Raw genomic sequence first — 16,268 nt, 5'->3', positions numbered from 1 at the left:
GCCGATCAGGCCCGCTCCAGATCCCGCACCCGGGGCTCCCCGTCAACGATCTCGCCCACGAGCACCTGATCGGTGAGCCCCACGAACAAACCATTCTCCAGCACCCCCGGCAGGTTGTTGATGGCCTGCTCCAGGGCCACCGGATCAGCGATGCCGCCGGCCAGCTTGAGATCGAGCACGAGGTTGCCCTGGTCGGTGACCACCGGGCCTGCCTTGCGCACCGCCATGCGCAGCTCCCCAGCGGCGCCCATCGCCTCCAGTTGAGCCTTCACCTGGCGCCAGGCGCCGGGCAGCACCTCCACCGGGAGCAGGAACTCCAGATTGAGGCGCTTCACCAGTTTGCTGGAATCCACGACCACCACGAAGCGATCGGCCCGGCGGGCCACCAGTTTCTCCTGCACGTGGCAGGCACCTCCTCCTTTGATCAACTGGAAGGCGGGGTCGACCTCATCGGCCCCGTCGATCGCCAGGTCGATGCGGGAGACGGCATTGAGGCTCTGCAGGGGGATGCCCAGCTCTGCGGCCAGCACCTCGCCCTGGAATGAGGTGGGCACGCCTGTGATCTCGCTGAGCTCACGCCGCTGCAGGCGGGCGCCGAGTTCACGGATCATCAACGCTGCGGTGGAACCGGAGCCGAGCCCGAGCACCATGCCGTCGCGGATCTGATCGACGGCGGCGGTGGCCACAGCCAGCTTCATCCGGTCCTGCAGCTCGGCCATCGGGTTGAAACAAGGGGTGAGACCGTAGCAAGCAGAAGGCTGAAGGCCTGCGGAATCCAGGTGTCGCCGGGCTGCTCAGGAGGCCCGCGGCAGCGCGGCGGGGCGGATCGAGAGCTGCAGTTCCCGGTTGCCGCGCACCACCTTCAGACGCAGGTCCTCGCCCACCCTGGAGGCCTCGACCCGCTGCAGCAGGGAGGCGGGATCGGCCACGGGCTGATCGGCCGCCGCCACCACCAGGTCGCCACGGCGCAGCCCGGCGTTTTCAGCTGGGCTGCCCTGGAGCACCCGCTGAACCAGGGCACCATCGCGCTCCGGCAACTGCAGCACCGCATCCGGGTCGCGGTTGTTCTCGCGGGCACGGCGGGCCGTGAGCGGCACCAGCTGCAGCCCCAGGTAGGGGTGAACCACATCGGCGCCGGTGCGCAGCTGATCCGCCACGCCCCGGGCCAAGTTGATCGGGATGGCAAAGCCGAGTCCAGCACCCGGACCGGAGCGAACCAGGGTATTGATGCCGATCACATCACCGGCCGCATTGATCAGGGGACCCCCGGAATTGCCCGGGTTGATGGCGGCGTCGGTCTGAATCAGGTCGAGCCGCTTGTCGGCGAAACCAAGGCTGTTGATGTTGCGGTGCAGGCTGCTGACAATGCCGAGGGTGACCGTGCGCTCGAGGCCATAGGGACTGCCCAGGGCGATGGCCCAGTCGCCCACCTCCAGGGATTCGGAATTCCCCAGGGGAGCGGCCTGGAGGCCGCGGGGAGCTTTGATGCGCACCACCGCAAGGTCGGTGACGGGATCAGCACCCACCACGCTGCCATCGAGATGGCGCCCATCAGCCAGGGTGACCTCCACCTGATCGACGCGGTCGACCACATGGGCGTTGGTGAGGACCAGTCCAGCGGCGTCGATCACCACGCCGGAGCCCTGGCCACGCTCGCGGCTGCTGCCGGCGGGGTCGCCGAACAGATCACGCAGCAGCGGATCGAGCATCGCTGGATCGAAGGCCTGACGGGGAACCTCTCGCTCGGTGTCAATGCGAACCACGGCCGGGCTGACCCGGCGGGCTGCCTGGGCCACGAAATTGTGGGCTGGTGCCAACGGAGGTGTCGACGTGTCGGCAACAGCTGCGGCAGCGGCAACGGCAACAGGGGCCGCAGGAGACTCGGGCGTGAGCGCCAGGGCCCGAGCGGGCGCCAGGCTCAGGCTGATCACCAGCAGCAGCGCCAACCAGCAGCTCCGATCGACCCGTGCCCGCCATGAAGAGGGAGCCGGGGGCAGGAGGTGAAAGTTGGTGAAGCTGGCCATGGACACGAGATTAGGTGGCTGAATGGGTCGCCGCCGTCTCCGGACAGGGCGACCAGCGCAGCAACCTGTGGCTCCAGTTGCCATCCCTGTGGAGCTCCAGCAGGCGCCCGCCGGGATCAAGGGGACGCCCCAGAGGGCAGGGTTGCACCGCCTCGAAGGCGCAGAGGGTGGACGGGCAAGCCAGCACGGGAATGGCCGGCTCACCGGCTAGCAGCCCCTGCCAGTGCTGATGGACGTGGCCGCAGAGCACGATCACCGGTGCGCTGGCCTCGGCGAGGACACCGGCCAGCTGGGCCCCATCCCGCAGCCCGATCGCATCGAAGAGCGGGGAGCCGATCGGCAGCGGCGGATGGTGCACCATCACAAGGGTGGGAGCCTGCCGGCGGAGCAGGCACTGACGCAACCAGGCCAGCTGCGGAGCGCCGAGCCAGCCCCCCGTATCGCCGCACCGGTGGCTGGAGAGCAGCAGCAGGCGCCAGGGGCCCATTCGGAGCTCAGCGGGCGCCAGCACGGCCTGACAACCGAGCACCGCCTGCAGCAGGAGCGGGTGATCGTGGTTCCCCGGCAGCAGCGCCAGGGGAAGGCCGGTGGCGGTGAGCAGGGTTCGGAGATGGACGTAGCCACCCCAGCTCTCGTCCTGGCAGAGATCACCGCTGATCAGCAGCAGATCCGGCGGAGCACCAACGGCGTCGAAGGCCTGAAGGAGACTGTGACGCAGTTGCTTGAAGGGAGTACGCCCCCTGTAGCGACCCTGTTGCTGGCGCAGCAGGTGGGGATCGCTGAGCTGCAACACCCTCAGGGGCTCTGAACCGGAGCAGGGAGCCCCTGCATCCGGCTGACTCGGGACCCACTCTTGAAGGGGTCGCAACAGAAGGGGCCACAGATGGGGGCCTTCACACTAAGTTGCCGCAACAGCGCTGCCAGCCCATGGCCTCGATCCCTCCCGGCACCCGTGTGCGATGCGCTCTCTGCCAGGTGGAGATCCAAGGCATGGTGGGCGGAGAGGACCAGGTGCTCTTCAGTCAGGGCGCCCCTGGAACCCGCGCCAAGCTCTGGGCCAGGGTCTGCCAGTACGTCAGGGAACCCCAACGCTGCCTCAACCAGGACCAGGACAAACGGGGCGAGGTCGGCCCCGACGACTTCTACGGCGAAGCCCCCAGCCTGGGCCTGTTCGACGCACCCGGCGGGGCCCAGCCCCCGGCCTGAGCGGGGTCATCCAGACCGGCTTGTAGGGTGAAGGTCATGCCCGGCGGGCATCATCCTGGTTCTCGAGAGCGGCTTTCGGCCGGCCTCGATGGCAGGGGCAGTTCACTGCAGTGGCCGGTCGGGCGTCCGACCCGATTCCACCCCTGCTGGTGCCCCATCCACTGATCCCCGAACTGGAGCGTCTGGTCACCCCGTTGGCGGAGGCTTCCGGCCTCGAGCTGAAGGGGGTCGAGATCCAGGCCCACAGGGTGCCCCTGGCACTGGTGGTCCAGATCCGTCATGCCGATGGTCGGGACGTCAACCTCGATGACTGCGCCGCCTTCAGCGGGGTGCTCGGCGAGGCCATGGAAACGAGCACGCTGATGCCCTCGGCCTATGTTCTGGAGATCAGCAGCCCGGGGATCGGCGAGGAGCTCCTCGAGGACCGTGATTTCCACAGTTTCCGTGGGTTCCCGGTCGCTGTGCGCTTGCGGGATGCCAAAGGCCTGGAGACCACCCGCGAAGGCCTCCTGCTGGAACGGGACGAGGAGCACGTCCAGCTCAACCAGCGCGGCCGCATCCGTCGCCTTTCCCGCGCCGATGTGATCTCCGTCTGCCTGGTCACCCCCAGGGACTGACCCCGTCACTCTCCTCCTCCGCCCCCACCCCCCACCACCGCCCCTTTGACCCGATGGCACTCGTTCTCCTCCCCGGTCTGCAGAACCTGATCGAGGACATCAGTGAGGAGAAGAAGCTTCCGACCCAGGTGGTGGAAGCCGCCTTGCGCGAAGCGCTGCTGAAGGGCTACGAGCGCTACCGCCGAACCCTTTATCTCGGCATCAGCGAAGACCCCTTCGAGGAGGACTACTTCAGCAATTTCGATGTGGCCCTCGACCTCGACGAGGAGGGCTACAGGGTGTTGGCCAGCAAGATCATCGTGGAGGAGGTGGAGAGCGACGACCACCAGATCGCCCTCTCCGAAGTGCAGCAGGTGGCCGAGGACGCCCAGATCGGGGACACCGTGGTGCTGGATGTCACCCCCGAGAAAGACGATTTCGGCCGCATGGCCGCCTCCACCACCAAGCAGGTGCTGGCCCAGAAGCTGCGGGATCAGCAGCGCCGGATGATCCAGGAGGAGTTCGCCGATCTGGAGGATCCTGTGCTCACGGCCCGGGTGATCCGCTTCGAGCGCCAGTCGATCATCATGGCCGTCAGTTCCGGTCTGGGCCGGCCGGAAGTGGAAGCGGAGCTGCCTCGCCGCGACCAGCTCCCCAATGACAACTACCGGGCCAACGCCACCTTCAAGGTGTTCCTCAAGGAGGTGAGCGAGGTGCCCCGCCGCGGACCCCAGCTGTTCGTCTCCCGGGCCAATGCCGGTCTGGTGGTGTACCTGTTCGAGAACGAGGTGCCTGAAATTCAGGAGGGCTCAGTGCGGATCGTGGCGGTCGCCCGTGAAGCCAATCCCCCATCTCGGGCCGTTGGCCCTCGCACCAAGGTGGCCGTCGACAGCGTCGAGCGGGAGGTGGACCCCGTGGGCGCCTGCATCGGAGCCCGCGGCTCCCGGATCCAGCAGGTGGTCAACGAGCTGCGGGGCGAGAAGATCGATGTGATCCGCTGGTCGCCCGATCCGGGTCAGTATCTGGCCAATTCCCTCAGCCCCGCCCGCGTGGAGATGGTGCGCCTGGTGGATCCGGAAGGGCAACACGCCCATGTGCTGGTTCCCCCCGACCAGCTGAGTCTGGCGATCGGCCGTGAAGGCCAGAACGTACGCCTGGCGGCACGTCTCACCGGCTGGAAGATCGACATCAAGAACGCGGCCGAGTACGACCAGGTGAGTGAGGACGCCCGGGCGGCCGAACTGATTGCCCTGCGGGAGGAGGACGAGCGGCAGCAGGCCGAGGCCGAAGCCCGCCTGGCGGTGGAGCAGGCCGCCCGGGCCGAGGAGGATGCCCGCCTGCGTGAGCTGTATCCCCTCCCGGAAGATGAGGAGGGCTACGACAGCTACGACGAAGCTGGGGAACCCGAACCCGAACCCGAACCCGAATCCGAGACCGAGGTGGCCGCGGCGGAGCCGGAGGCCGAAGCCACCGTGGATGTGCGGTGAGCGAGCGCATCGTGCTGCGGCGCTGCGTATCGTGCCGTGAGCTCCGTGACCGCCGTCTGCTCTGTCGGATCATCCGCCAGAACCGTGACGGCGTGGTTCTCGAGGTGGCCTCCCCCAGGGCCATGGGCCGCTCGGCCTATGTCTGCCCCTCCCCCAGCTGCATCGAGGAAGCCAGGCGGCGCAAACGCCTCCAGCGCTCCCTGCGCTGTCCGGTGTCGGATTCCATCTACACGGCACTGGACCAACGGCTGCACGAGTCACGCGCTGCAGCCTCTGAGGCAAGATGAACAGTGGCCGCACCGCGCGTGGGGCCCGGCGGCACCCGGTGCCCCGACCGATCGGAGACCTGAATGACCAGCAGCGGCAAAGTCAGAATTTATGAGCTGTCCCGGGACCTGGGCCTGGAGAACAAGGACGTGCTCGACGCCGCCGAGAAGCTGTCCATTGCGGTCAAGAGCCACAGCAGCTCCATCAGCGATGGCGAGGCCGAGCGCATCCGCAGCCTGATCACCACCCATGGCAACGGTGGCAGGGCCCCGGAGGCTCAGCCCAGCCGGCCCACCCCGGCGGCCGGCGAGCCCGGCAAAGCCATTCTTTCCCTGAAGAAAGCCGCTCCTGCCGCGCCCACCCCACCGGCTGGTGCCAGCGGAGGGGCCAAGCCCTCCATCACCAAGCCTGCAATCGTCAAGCCCCCCATCGCCAAGCCGGTCTCCAGGCCTGAGAGCGTCGCTCAGCCCCCAGCCGCCGGATCAGCGAAGGCCCAGCCGGCGGCCCCCAGAACCTCCCCGCCGAAACCGGCGGCCCCAACACCTCCCGCCCCCCAGGCGCCGGTCGTGAGGAAAGTGGTGCCCCAGGCCAACCGCCAGGCCCCCGGCTCCCCCACCCCAGCCCGGCCCGGGGCGCCAGCCAAACCTGCCCCTGTGAAAGCCCCGGCCAAACCGGTGGGAGCCCCAGCCCGGCCACCGGCCCCTCCGGTGAGCAAGCCCGAGCCGCCCCAGGTTCGCAAGCCGGAATCGGCTGCCCCAACCAGCCCCAGGCCCGCCACCAGTCCCAGGCCCGTGCCCAGGGGGAGTGCGCCTGCCCCCACCCGGCCTGCCACCTCCCAACGCCCCGGCGCCCCGGCGCCCGTCCGCAATCCCGGCGGGTCCGGGGCCGGCCGCCCTCAGCTGGTGGGTCGCCCCCAGTCCGGCCAGCCCGGCAGCAGCAACCGTCCGGCACCACCGTCGGGACGGCCGGCCCTGAGCCAGCGGCCGGCGGGCGCTCCCCAGCGCCCCACCCCCCAGGTGAGCCGTCCCACCCAGGCCCGCAGCCCCCTGGAGCTGGTGGGCAAACCGATCCGACGGGACGCCGCAGGTCCCGGGAGCACCGGCCGCCCCGGAGCCCCCATCCGCCCCGGCATGCCCCAGGGCATGCGCAAACCGGTGGCGCCAGGCGAGCTGATGCAGCTTCAGAAGCCCGGCAACCGCCCAACCGCCGCCCCACCCCGTCGGCCGGAACGTGGCGAAGGAACGGCTGATGCGAACCGGCCGACGGCCACCCCACCGTCAGCGCCGAGGCGCCCGGCATTCCGCACACCCCAGGCCGCCGGGCCGGGGCGTGCACGCCGTCCGGAATGGGACGACAGCGCCAAGCTGGAGGCCCTGCGCAGCAAGTCGCCGCAGAAGCAGCGCCAGAAGGTGCACATCATCGGCGACAACGATGATGCGCTCACCGCCGAAACCGGCGGTTACGCCGGCGAGCACGAGGCGATGGTGCTCCAGGCCAGCCTGGCCCGGCCGGCCAGGCCCCGCACCCGCCCCACCACCCCTGGCGCCAAGCCCGTGGTGGCGATGCGCAAGCGCAAGAAGGAAACCACCCGGCAACGCCAGCGGCGCCGCGCCATGGAACTGCGTGCCGCTCGGGAAGCCAAGGCCACCCGCCCCGAAATGCTGATCGTGCCGGAGGGGAACCTCACGGTGCAGGAGCTTGCCGACCGCCTGGGCGTGGAGAGCTCCGAGATCATCAAATCCCTGTTCTTCAAGGGGATCATCGCCACGGTCACCCAGACCCTCGATCTCTCCACGATCGAAACGGTCTCCGATGAATTCGGGGTGCCCGTCCTCCAGGACGACGTGGAAGAGGCCGCCAAGAAGACGGTCGAGATGATCGAAGACAGCGATCTCGATCACCTGATCCGTCGCCCACCGGTGGTCACGGTGATGGGCCACGTCGACCACGGCAAAACCAGCCTGCTCGATGCGATCCGCAAGACCCGCGTGGCGGCTGGAGAAGCCGGTGGCATCACCCAGCACATCGGGGCCTATCAGGTCACGATCCCCCATGCCGGGGAGGACCGTCGCATCACCTTCCTCGACACCCCGGGCCACGAAGCGTTCACGGCGATGCGGGCCCGTGGCACCAAGGTCACCGATGTGGCCGTGCTGGTGGTGGCCGCCGACGACGGTGTTCGCCCCCAGACCCTGGAGGCCATCAGCCACGCCAGGGCCGCTGAGGTGCCGATCATCGTGGCGATCAACAAGATCGACAAGGAAGGCGCCCAGCCCGAGCGCGTCAAGCAGGAACTCTCCGCCCTGGAACTGGTCGCCGAAGACTGGGGCGGCACCACGGTGATGGTGCCGGTGAGCGCCATCAAGGGCGAGAACATCGACAAACTGCTGGAGATGATCCTGCTGGTGACGGAGGTGGAGGACCTCCAGGCCAATCCGGATCGCATGGCCAAGGGCACCGTGATCGAGGCCCACCTCGACAAGGCCAAGGGGCCTGTGGCCACGCTGCTGATCCAGAACGGCACCCTCAAGGCCAGCGATGTGGTGGCGGCCGGCCCCGTGCTGGGCAAGGTGCGCGCCATGGTCGACGACACCGGCAAGCGCGTGAAGACGGCAGGTCCGTCGGCAGCCGTGGAGGCCCTGGGCTTCAGCGAAGTTCCCACCGCCGGCGACGAATTCGAGGTGTACACCGACGAGAAGACGGCCCGTGCCGTGGTGGGGGATCGGGCCAATGAAGCCCGCGCCACCCGCCTCGCTCAGCAGATGGCGTCCCGCCGTGTGTCGCTGGCCTCGATGTCGGGTCAGGCCAGTGAGGGGGAACTGAAGGAGCTCAACTTGATCCTCAAGGCCGATGTCCAGGGCAGCGTTGAAGCGATCCTGGGCTCACTCGAGCAGCTGCCCCAGGGCGAAGTGCAGGTGCGGGTGTTGCTCTCCGCCCCTGGCGAGATCACCGAAACCGATGTGGACCTGGCTGCTGCCTCCGGCGCGGTGATCGTGGGCTTCAACACCTCGATGGCCTCCGGTGCCAAGCGGGCCGCCGATGCCAACGGCGTCGATGTCCGCGATTACGACGTGATCTACAAGCTCCTGGAAGACATCCAGCTGGCCATGGAGGGCCTGCTGGAGCCGGAGCTGGTGGAGGAGCCCCTCGGCGAAGCCGAAGTGCGGGCCGTGTTCACTATCGGCAAGAGTGCCGTGGCGGGCTGCTATGTCACCAGCGGCAAGCTGCAGCGCAACTGCAAGGTGCGCATCCAGCGCAACAAGCAGGTGGTGTTCGAGGGCGACCTCGATTCCCTGCGTCGCAACAAGGACGACGTCAAGGAGGTGGCCACGGGCTTCGAGTGCGGCATCGGTTGCGATCGCTTTGCCAACTGGCAAGACGGCGATCGCGTCATCGCCTACAAGCTGGTCACCCAACGCCGCACCCTCAGCACCTGATGTGAACCCCCGCAGCGAACCCCTCCTCTGGCTGCAGCTGCTCGCTCTGGCGGCCATCCCGGTGGAGCTGCTGGCCGTGGCCCTGATTCTGGCGGGGGCCGATCCCGGGCCGGTTCCGGCGATCGAGCGGCTGCTGCTCTGGGCCCTCGGAGCCATGCTGCCGGCCGTGCTGCTCTGGCAGCGGCCAGCCGATTGCTGGTCACTGCTGCTCCTGCAAACACCTGCCCGGGGGAGGCGGGAGGGTCAGCGCCGTCTGAGTGCGCTGCAGTCGCCCCTGGCTGTTCGTCTGCTGGCGGCAGGCTGGGGTGTGCTGCTGCTGCCGGTGATCTGGAGCCTCGACGCCCTCTCCGCCCAGATGGCCGCCATCGCTCCCCTGGCGGAGGCCTCACGGCTGGTCACGATGCTGTTGACCCTGCCCGTTCTGGCCGTTCTGGTCTGGCAGGGCCAGCAGCTGCTCCAGGCCAGCTGGTTGCTCAGCCGCGGAGCTGATCTGGTGGCTGAAACTCCCGCGATGACCCTCGAGGCTCTCGCGAAGGAGCGCTTGAGCCTCGGGCTGCCCCTGCTGCTCCCTGATCCCCTCAGCCTGTCCCAGGACAGCCCGCCGCAGGCGGTTGAGAGCAGCTCAGCGGTCGCGCCAGAGGAGCAGGCCAAAGCCGATCAAGGCCCCCAGCTGGATGAGCAGGTCTCCTGAGGCCACCTCTGCGCCTGCGGAGGAGCGCATGGCCATGGCCGCCAGTCCAATTCCTCCTGAGGCCGTCAGGGCAAACCAGAGGGCGCGCCGCAGCCCTTTCCAGGGGGCCTTGGCTTCCGCCATCAACCGTTCCCGCAGGTCAGGGTCCAAGGGAGTCGGCTTCGGCCTGGGCCGGGTGGAAGGCATCAGCCGTGGATCGTGCACAACAGCTCAATGCTAATTTCATTCAGGTGCCGGTGTAGCTCAGTGGTAGAGCAACTGATTCGTAATCAGTAGGTCGTCGGTTCAAGTCCGATCACCGGCTTCAGTCATACCAAGCGTTCTGAGTCAGTCGCACCTGTCTCAGCACCTCCCAAGTCCCAAGCGTACCCACCCGCAGCCACCGGGTGCACACTGGTTGATCCATCGAAACACCATGCCGAGCGCGGATTCGCAGTTCGTCAAGGTCGCCAGCTCCGCAAGAATTGGGCTAGCCGCAAATACGAGACCGATTGCAGAAAAGCCGATTGAGATGAAGCTTTATGCCGAGGATGCTTAGCGCTTGGATGAATTAAAAGATCGCACTGATTTTATCCGTGATCCGGTGCGCAGGGCGCTGCAGGAATCTGGTCCCGCCCAGGGGCTGCTCAGGTGAGCAGCAGCCGGCGCACGGTGGTCCTGGAGCAGCCGAGCCTTGTGGCGATAGTCTCGTTCAACGAAAAAGACCCGTGGACTTCCAGGCACTTCCCGCAGATCTTCAGCAGCTGAGCACAGCGTTGCAACGCCATGGCTTTGAGATTCGCCTGGCGCCCCCACCACGGCGGGGTGCCTACGGAATCTACGAGGCAAAGTCTCGGCGGCTCTGGGTGTCTCCCCTGGCGTTTCAGTTGGGCATCGGACGCCAGGTCTTCATCCATGAAGCCACCCATGCGGTGCAGAGCTGCGGAGGGGCAGGCATGAGGCCGTTGGGAGTTACTGCTCCGCTAAATCCCGTCGTCGAGCGTGAGATCAGTGGGATCCTCTTCAATCGTTATCACCCTGGAAATCGAGTGGTCGAGCGCGAGGCTTTCACCCTTCAAGGGCAACCAGGTGCAGTGCCGTTCCTGATCAACACCATGGGCAAGCGTTGTCGCAGGTAAGGAGCAGAGACCATTGGGCAAGCGCCTCAATCACCAGGGTGGCATCCATCCACTGATCGTGCTTCCAGCCGATAACGAGGCGGCGATACCATGGGGTTGAGGAGCTCTCGAAGATAAAACGCTCCGACGGCTCCTGCCGTTGGGCAACATGGCCACCGCGAACTGGGGTTCCCCCGGTTTTGAGGACAAGTCGGTCAGGGTCACGTCGCTACCGGTTGGTGAATCAGCAAGGTCAACCCCACCCGGAGCTGGATGAGCACTTCAAATGGTCCGAGGAGGCATGGGACTTCGCCAAGCGGTGATGGGACAGAACTGGCGACAGTCGCTACGGCCACCCAGCTGACAGCCCGATTGGCCTTGGAGTAGGAGGTGAGCCCACAGGCCACTCCCGCCCTGCCACGCCCGTCTCCTCCCGATCAGTCCCAGGCCAGCCCGCAACCCACCGAGGTACTGGCGGGCTCGATCGAGCGCGTCACCTTCCACAACGCCGAGAACGGCTTCTGTGTGCTGCGCATCAAGGCACGCGGCCATCGCGACCTGGTGACGGTGGTGGGTCATGCCGCCGAGATCAGCGCCGGCGAGTGGGTGACGATGAGCGGCACCTGGGTGAACAGCCGGGAACACGGCCAGCAGTTCAAGGCCTCCTTCCTGAGGACCTCAGCGCCCACCACCGCCGAGGGCATCGAGAAGTACCTGGGCTCAGGAATGATCCGCGGCATCGGCCCGATCTATGCCAGCAAGCTCGTGGCGGTCTTCGGGGAGGAGGTGTTCGAGGTGATCGAGCAGACCCCGGAGCGCCTGCGGGAGGTGCCGGGCATCGGCCCGGTGCGGGGCCAGCGGATCAGCCAGGCCTGGGCCGATCAGAAGGTGGTGCGCGAGATCATGGTCTTCCTGCACAGCCATGGCGTCGGCACCGCCCGGGCCGTGCGGATCTTCAAGACGTACGGGAACGAGGCCGTGCAGGTGATGGCCGAGAACCCCTACCGCCTGGCGCACGACATCCGCGGCATCGGCTTCCGCACCGCCGATGCGATCGCCACACGGCTGGGTATCGAACCCGAGGCGATGATCCGCCTGCGCGCTGGAATCAGTTACGCCCTGCTGGAGGCCAGTGGTCAGGGGCACTGCGGCCTGCCCACCGCCGAACTGCTCAAGCTGGCCGGTGAGCTGCTGGCGGTGGAGAGCGGCCTGATCCAGAGCGCCCTGGATCTGGAGCTGAGCGAGGGCTCCGTGGTGGCCGAAACCCTGGCCGGAGACGCGGCCATCTTTCTTTCAAACTTGCACCGTGATGAGCGGCGCATCGCGGTTGCACTCCAGGAGCTGGCACAAGGCCGCACGCCCTGGGGAGGCATCGAGGCCAGCAAGGCGATCGCCTGGGTGGAGCAACGTCTTGGCCTTGAGCTGGCCGCCAGCCAGAAGGCTGCGCTGGAGCAGGCGCTGGTGTCCAAGGTTCTGGTGATCACCGGTGGGCCGGGGGTGGGGAAGACCACCTTGATCAACGCCATCCTGCGCATCCTGGCGGCCAAGAAGCTGAGGATTCTGCTCTGCGCCCCCACCGGTCGTGCCGCCAAGCGGATGGCCGAAACCACAGGGCTGGAAGCCAAAACCATCCACCGGTTGCTGGAGTTCGATCCAGCCGCTTTCAGCTTCAAGCGCAAGGCCGAGCTGCCGCTGGAGTGCGATCTGCTGGTGGTGGATGAAACCTCGATGGTGGATGTGCCCCTGATGGCCTCCCTTCTTGACGCCCTCCCACCCGAGGCTGCCTTGCTGCTGGTGGGCGATGTGGACCAGCTGCCCTCGGTGGGACCTGGCCAGGTGCTGGCCGATCTGATCAACAGCAGCGCGCTGCCGGTGGCCCGGCTCACGGAGGTGTTCCGCCAGGCAGCGTCCAGCCGCATCATCACCACAGCCCACGCCATCAATGCCGGCACCATCCCCGATCTGCGTCCTCCGGCTGCTGAGGCCACCACCGACTTCTATTTCCTTCCCGCCGAGACACCCGAGCAAGCGGTGGCCCTGATCCTCAAGGTGGTGGGTGAGCGCATCCCGGCGCGCTTTGGCCTCGACCCGATCGCCCAGGTGCAGGTGCTCTGCCCGATGGCGCGCGGTGGCTGTGGTTCAAGGTCGCTCAACATCGAGCTGCAGCAACTGCTCAACCCCGACCCCACCGAGCAGGTGGAGCGTTTCGGCTGGCGGTTCGCGCCGGCCGACAAGGTGATGCAGGTGGCCAACGACTACGAGAAGGAGGTGTTCAACGGCGATGTCGGCACGGTGGAAACGATCAATGCCGAGGCGAGTGAACTGACGGTGCGCTTTGACGGGCGTGAGGTGACCTACGGCTGGGGTGAACTCGACAACCTTGTTCCCGCCTATGCCTGCACGATCCACAAGAGCCAGGGCAGTGAATACCCCGCCGTGGTGATCCCCCTGCTCACCCTGCACTACGCGATGTTGCAGCGCAATCTGGTGTACACCGGCATCACCCGTGGCAAGCAACTGGTGGTGCTGGTGGGCCAGAAGAAAGCCCTGGCGATGGCGGTGAAGAACCACCTGGGCCGCAGGCGTTACACCAAGTTGGCGGAATGGCTCAGCTGAGCGGTAGCGGTCCAGACGATCGAGCTGCTCTGCCCCAACCCCCCCACCGGGGGCGGCGGGGCGGCCTGGCATGGCTGCCATCGCAGAGCGGGTAGCGGTGGGAGTGACCGCAGCCGCAGAGCTGGTGCACGCCGGCCGGCAGCTCCAGGGGAATCGGTCCTGCCGGAGACGGAGCAGGTTCAGCCATGGCAGTCGCAGCCGCAGCCGGCATGGCAGGGCTCGCCGTTGGGATGTCCCGTGGCGCAGGCGTCGCTGCAGAAGAGCAAGGTGCCGCTGCGGACCGCTGAATCCGCCTGCACCGTGCAGTGACAGCCTGGGCAGGCGCACTGAAGCGCGGTTGGTTTCTCCAGGGTGGTGGTCATGGCCTCTCCTTGTTCAGGGCAGTGGGAACCAGTTTGGCGCCTCCAGAGCTCGGAAGGATCGGCTTGCCTTACCGACAAGGACGGCCAGGGGGGCGATTGATGAATCAGAGGCCTCAAGCGGGGCGCCCTTCTTCATGGAGCCGCTCAGGACCCCAAGACACAGGGGAGAGAGTTCTGTAGGCGCGGGGTGAGAGTGAAGCCGCTGACCTCTCGCCATCCCCATCCTCCATGGCTCCAATCGGTTCTGCTGAGCTGATCCAGGCGCCATGGCTGATCACCCCGTTGCTCGTGGCAGTGGCGGGCCTTCTGGGCTGGGTTGCCTGGCGGCGGCGTCAACACTTTGCGCCCCTGCGGCAGCTGCCTTCGCCACAAGGTCTTCCCCTGCTCGGCAACATTCCAGCGGTGCTCTCTGCCGTGCGCCACAAGCGCTTTTTTCAGCTCCTGCACGCCTGGAGCCAGGTCTATGGACCGGTGTACGTGTATTGGGCTGGAAAGCCCGTGGTCGTGCTCAGCCGGCCTGAACTGATCGAGAACACGATCGTGCAGGGGATGCGCTCCGGCAGCCTGGTCCGCTCCCCCGGAACGCGGCGGGCCTGGAATGACATGCGCGGCCCGATTCTTATCGGCGAGGACGGCCCCGGATGGCAGTGGCGGCGTAGAGCCTGGAATCCCGAATTCACCGCCGCCAGCATCGCCGGCCATCTGCCTCTGCTCCAGCAGGCGAGCGCGCAGGTCTTGGAGTGCATTGAGCAGGCACCGCCCGGGCAGTCCATCGCGCTGGATCCCCTGTTCGTGGAGATGGCCATGCGGGTCATCGCCGCCCTGATGCTGGGCATTCCTGTACAGGAAGGGGGCGCGACACCCGAGGGCCCGCCCCTGGATGTGGCGCGCACCTATGACGCCATGGCCGTGCTGGGTTATCGCTTTCTCCGCCTCGCCACAGGGGAGAGCCGCTGGATGAAGTTCATCCCGACCCGGGCCTCGCGGCAGTACTGGGCAGCCCGCCAGCAGCTGGAGGATCTGCTCGCCCCACGGGTGTCCCTCGCCCTGCGGCTGAGGGACGGTGAAACCGTCGACGAGGCGAGCATCACCCCCCTGTTCCGTCAGTCGCTGCTGGTGCGCATGGCGGCCAAGGAGTCCCGCTACGACCAGGACTCCCTGATTGCTGAGGCCATCGAATTTCTGATCGCCGGCACCGACACCACCGCTCACACTCTCTCCTTCGCCGCAGGATCCCTTGCCCTCCATCCCGACGTACTGGGCCGGGCCAGGCAGGCTGTCGATGAGGCCTGGAAGCGGCATGGTGGCCTGACGCCGCTCTGCATCAGCGAACTGGATGTTGTGCGGGGCGTCATCAAGGAAACGCTCCGCCTGTTTTCGGTGGCCTCGGGATCCACGTCCCTGCAGGTGGTGAAGGAGACCGAGCTGGAAGGGGTCGGCCTGGTTCCGGTCGGAACCACCCTGATCTGGTCGATGTTGGGGGCCGGGCGTGATCCCCAGGCCTACCCCAGGCCGCTGGAGTTCAGGCCGGAACGCTGGCTCCAGGCAGGCCCGGAACGCCAGGAGCCCCCGATGATCGACTTCGGCTCCGGAGCCCACCGCTGCATCGGAGAACATCTGGCGATGCTAGAGGCCACGGTGATGCTGGCCCTGCTGCTTCGGCACTACGACTGGGAGCTGGTCAACGGCCCTGCCTCCCTGGAGAACCAGGCGCAGAACCTGCTGATCTATCCCGCCGACGGCATCCCCGTGCGATTCCGGCGCCGTTCGCTGCAGCCCAAAGGGATGTAGCCAAGGCAAGATTGCATGGCTAGGTCACAGGGCCAACCAAGTGTCCGACGCGCAAGCCCACCGACCTCAGGGTTGTTCGGGTTCCTCGCACTCCACAGAGCGGGAGAGTTCAGCTGGTCCTGGAACGCCTTCGTTCGCAGCTGCTCCAGTTTCTGCTCAGACCCCTCCAGGTTTGCAATGGCCGTGCTCAGGCCCATCTCTGCCTCCTTGGCCTCTCCCACCGTCGAGCTGGGGGTCAGGTCGGCCACCGCGCTGAGCGCTTGACGGACCTCACTGAGCTGGGTGCAGATCTTGGCTTCGGTGTTCTCCTTGCGGGCGGCCATGCCCTGCTGTTGGCAGGCGGTGGTGAGCAGGCCCAGCAGGCCGGCAGCGGCGAGCCGTAAAGAGCGCCTGGGCGCGAAACAGTTCCTCACCAGCAATCAACACTGCCCGGTAGCAGCTTCTCGCCGGTTCGAAGCCTGCGGTGAACCTGGACGCGGATATGGCGCCAAGAAAAAAGCCCCTGCCGAAGCAGGGGCTTTTCGTTGTGGTGATGCAGGTGGCGGGCCCTGGTGACCCACCGGCAGCATCAGCCGATCGCAGGAGCGGTCAGCGCCACGGGAGTGGCTTCAGCAGAAGCCAGGTCCAGCGGGAAGTTGTGCGCATTGCGCTCGTGCATCACTTCCATGCCCAGACCAGCGCGGTTCAGCACATC

15 protein-coding genes, 1 tRNA gene and 1 pseudogene are annotated in these 16,268 nt (G+C 67.0%); 10 read left to right on the top strand and 7 right to left on the bottom strand.

Going from position 1 to position 16,268, the window contains the following annotated elements; translation table 11 throughout:
• Positions 1-5: 5 nt before the first annotated feature.
• From rpiA to KQ297_RS06915, 3 genes are all read right to left on the bottom strand, one after another.
• The gene (gene rpiA / locus KQ297_RS06925) at positions 6-719 is read right to left on the bottom strand and encodes a ribose-5-phosphate isomerase RpiA (protein ID WP_259738770.1); all 714 of its coding nucleotides are present in this window, start codon (positions 717-719) and stop codon (positions 6-8) included.
• 75 nt (positions 720-794) lie between these two features.
• Positions 795-2,024, bottom strand: a complete 1,230-nt coding sequence (locus KQ297_RS06920) for a trypsin-like peptidase domain-containing protein (RefSeq protein ID WP_259738769.1) — start codon at positions 2,022-2,024, stop codon at positions 795-797.
• Between the two features lie 10 nt (positions 2,025-2,034).
• Positions 2,035-2,823, bottom strand: coding sequence for a metallophosphoesterase (locus tag KQ297_RS06915; RefSeq protein ID WP_259738794.1), 789 nt, complete (start codon positions 2,821-2,823; stop codon positions 2,035-2,037).
• A gap of 128 nt (positions 2,824-2,951) precedes the next feature.
• Here KQ297_RS06915 and KQ297_RS06910 point away from each other — a divergent pair, with 128 nt between their 5' ends.
• The 6 genes from KQ297_RS06910 to KQ297_RS06885 all read left to right on the top strand — a co-directional run bounded on the left by KQ297_RS06910 (position 2,952) and on the right by KQ297_RS06885 (position 9,708).
• Positions 2,952-3,230, top strand: coding sequence for a hypothetical protein (locus KQ297_RS06910; RefSeq protein ID WP_185465128.1), 279 nt, complete (start codon positions 2,952-2,954; stop codon positions 3,228-3,230).
• 149 nt (positions 3,231-3,379) lie between these two features.
• Positions 3,380-3,847: a ribosome maturation factor RimP gene (rimP, locus tag KQ297_RS06905; RefSeq protein ID WP_185465129.1), complete on the top strand. Its 468-nt coding sequence runs from the start codon at positions 3,380-3,382 to the stop codon at positions 3,845-3,847.
• A gap of 53 nt (positions 3,848-3,900) precedes the next feature.
• Positions 3,901-5,313, top strand: a complete 1,413-nt coding sequence (gene nusA, locus KQ297_RS06900; protein ID WP_259738768.1) for a transcription termination factor NusA — start codon at positions 3,901-3,903, stop codon at positions 5,311-5,313.
• Positions 5,310-5,600: a YlxR family protein gene (locus KQ297_RS06895; RefSeq protein WP_259738767.1), complete on the top strand. Its 291-nt coding sequence runs from the start codon at positions 5,310-5,312 to the stop codon at positions 5,598-5,600. The genes nusA and KQ297_RS06895 overlap by 4 nt, the downstream gene beginning before the upstream one ends.
• 63 nt (positions 5,601-5,663) lie before the next feature.
• Positions 5,664-9,017 (top strand): translation initiation factor IF-2, encoded by a 3,354-nt coding sequence (infB, locus tag KQ297_RS06890; protein WP_259738766.1) that lies wholly within the window; start codon positions 5,664-5,666, stop codon positions 9,015-9,017.
• A 1-nt stretch (position 9,018) separates the two neighbouring features.
• The gene (locus KQ297_RS06885) at positions 9,019-9,708 is read left to right on the top strand and encodes a low-complexity tail membrane protein (protein ID WP_259738765.1); all 690 of its coding nucleotides are present in this window, start codon (positions 9,019-9,021) and stop codon (positions 9,706-9,708) included.
• On the opposite strand, the gene KQ297_RS06880 is transcribed toward KQ297_RS06885, so the two are convergent.
• Entirely contained in the window at positions 9,640-9,894 is a 255-nt protein-coding gene (locus KQ297_RS06880) for a DUF3493 domain-containing protein (protein ID WP_259738764.1), read from the bottom strand. The two genes, KQ297_RS06885 and KQ297_RS06880, sit on opposite strands and share 69 nt — an antisense overlap.
• Positions 9,895-9,940: 46 nt before the next feature.
• Between KQ297_RS06880 and KQ297_RS06875 the strand changes: the two genes are divergently transcribed.
• Positions 9,941-10,012 (top strand) — tRNA-Thr (locus KQ297_RS06875).
• Between the two features lie 1,183 nt (positions 10,013-11,195).
• The gene (locus tag KQ297_RS06870; RefSeq protein ID WP_259738763.1) at positions 11,196-13,421 is read left to right on the top strand and encodes an ATP-dependent RecD-like DNA helicase; all 2,226 of its coding nucleotides are present in this window, start codon (positions 11,196-11,198) and stop codon (positions 13,419-13,421) included.
• Here KQ297_RS06870 and KQ297_RS12790 read toward each other — a convergent pair.
• Together KQ297_RS12790 and KQ297_RS06865 are read right to left on the bottom strand one after the other, a co-directional pair.
• Positions 13,414-13,608 (bottom strand): CDGSH iron-sulfur domain-containing protein, encoded by a 195-nt coding sequence (locus KQ297_RS12790; protein WP_399251382.1) that lies wholly within the window; start codon positions 13,606-13,608, stop codon positions 13,414-13,416. The genes KQ297_RS06870 and KQ297_RS12790 overlap by 8 nt on opposite strands.
• The gene (locus KQ297_RS06865; RefSeq protein WP_259738762.1) at positions 13,601-13,783 is read right to left on the bottom strand and encodes a metallothionein; all 183 of its coding nucleotides are present in this window, start codon (positions 13,781-13,783) and stop codon (positions 13,601-13,603) included. Before KQ297_RS06865 ends, KQ297_RS12790 begins: the two co-directional genes overlap by 8 nt.
• 228 nt (positions 13,784-14,011) lie before the next feature.
• Between KQ297_RS06865 and KQ297_RS06860 the strand changes: the two genes are divergently transcribed.
• Positions 14,012-15,574 (top strand): cytochrome P450, encoded by a 1,563-nt coding sequence (locus tag KQ297_RS06860; RefSeq protein ID WP_259738761.1) that lies wholly within the window; start codon positions 14,012-14,014, stop codon positions 15,572-15,574.
• A gap of 260 nt (positions 15,575-15,834) precedes the next feature.
• Positions 15,835-15,957 (top strand): hypothetical protein, encoded by a 123-nt coding sequence (locus KQ297_RS06855; RefSeq protein ID WP_259738760.1) that lies wholly within the window; start codon positions 15,835-15,837, stop codon positions 15,955-15,957.
• 185 nt (positions 15,958-16,142) lie between these two features.
• Here KQ297_RS06855 and KQ297_RS06850 read toward each other — a convergent pair.
• Positions 16,143-16,268 (bottom strand): annotated as a pseudogene (locus tag KQ297_RS06850) (photosystem II q(b) protein); the annotation flags it as partial.

Source organism: Synechococcus sp. CS-205 (genome assembly GCF_025128255.1).
Taxonomy (GTDB): Bacteria; Cyanobacteriota; Cyanobacteriia; order PCC-6307; family Cyanobiaceae; genus Regnicoccus_A.
Note: the sequence above shows the minus strand (reverse complement) of the source record. Positions and strands in the feature narration are given on the sequence as shown.

Excerpts from the sequence above, each read along its gene's own strand:
- nusA (WP_259738768.1), top strand. The coding sequence starts at position 3,901 with ATGGCACTCGTTCTCCTCCCCGGTCTGCAGAACCTGATCGAGGACATC.
- infB (WP_259738766.1), top strand. The coding sequence starts at position 5,664 with ATGACCAGCAGCGGCAAAGTCAGAATTTATGAGCTGTCCCGGGACCTG.
- rpiA (WP_259738770.1), bottom strand. The coding sequence starts at position 719 with ATGGCCGAGCTGCAGGACCGGATGAAGCTGGCTGTGGCCACCGCCGCC.
- KQ297_RS06880 (WP_259738764.1), bottom strand. The coding sequence starts at position 9,894 with ATGCCTTCCACCCGGCCCAGGCCGAAGCCGACTCCCTTGGACCCTGAC.
- KQ297_RS06910 (WP_185465128.1), top strand. The coding sequence starts at position 2,952 with ATGGCCTCGATCCCTCCCGGCACCCGTGTGCGATGCGCTCTCTGCCAG.
- KQ297_RS06865 (WP_259738762.1), bottom strand. The coding sequence starts at position 13,783 with ATGACCACCACCCTGGAGAAACCAACCGCGCTTCAGTGCGCCTGCCCA.
- KQ297_RS06860 (WP_259738761.1), top strand. The coding sequence starts at position 14,012 with ATGGCTCCAATCGGTTCTGCTGAGCTGATCCAGGCGCCATGGCTGATC.
- KQ297_RS06920 (WP_259738769.1), bottom strand. The coding sequence starts at position 2,024 with ATGGCCAGCTTCACCAACTTTCACCTCCTGCCCCCGGCTCCCTCTTCA.
- KQ297_RS12790 (WP_399251382.1), bottom strand. The coding sequence starts at position 13,608 with ATGGCTGAACCTGCTCCGTCTCCGGCAGGACCGATTCCCCTGGAGCTG.